This is a genomic window from Pedobacter sp. (assembly GCF_041662865.1).
Lineage (GTDB): Bacteria > Bacteroidota > Bacteroidia > Sphingobacteriales > Sphingobacteriaceae > Pedobacter.
The window spans coordinates 1-871 of record NZ_JBAZRL010000105.1 but is presented as its reverse complement, the minus strand read 5'-3'; the positions used below and the strand labels follow the sequence as shown (position 1 = coordinate 871).

1 pseudogene is annotated in these 871 nt (G+C 35.6%); it reads left to right on the top strand.

Annotated features, from left to right (window positions below):
* Positions 1 to 179 precede the first annotated feature (179 nt).
* Positions 180 to 871, top strand: a pseudogene (locus tag WC622_RS16635) (hypothetical protein); the annotation flags it as partial.

Genomic DNA, 871 nt, shown 5'->3' with positions numbered 1-871 from the left:
AAGCAATTTAAAACGTTACGATGAAGCTATAAAAACAATTTCATTAGGCATAAATGAACATCCTGATTTTTATGTAATGTATAGCCTAAGAGGGTTTATCTATAAAAAAATGGGAAAAGCAGCACTTGCGGAGGCAGATAATGCCAAAGCAAAACAATTAGGTGTAAAGAATTAATGCGATGATTAAGATAAAATGCATTTTGCTATTTCTAGTTTTTATTTCTGTAAAGGCATATTCGCAATGTAAAATTGGCGATTGCAGTAATGGATCAGGTACTTATGATTTTGGTTGGTGCATTTATACAGGTCAGTTTAAAGATGGAAAACCGGAAGGTAAAGGTATAATGAAATATGATGATTATACCTACGATGGGTTTTTTAAGGATGGTGTAGAAAATGGAAAAGGAATAATAACCTATAAAAATGGGAAAACCGAACTTGTATTTTTTAACAAGGGTACCAAAGTAAAAGCCGACGAAAAGGTGGCTGCTTCTAATTGGAAAGAGTTAGAAGGCCAGTATGACGAATGCATAAAAGGCAATTGCATTACGGGAATAGGAACTATGCAATTTCCAAGTGGTAACAAATATATAGGTAGTTTTGTAAACCGGAAAAGACAAGGTGCTGGGATTTTTTATTTTGCAAATGGCGATGTATTTGAAGGTGCTTTTAAAGAGGATTTAAAAGTTGATGGAACCTATACCTTTAGCAACGGCTACTCTTTTACCGGTAAATTTCTGAATGAGGAGTTTTATAATGGGTTATTTAAAGCGCCTACTGGGAATACAGTAGCCATGAATAATGGAAAAGTTATTATCCCTCCAGTCCCGGTTAGTGCTGTGGGGCGCGACAAGTCTGCTCCCTGCCAAAA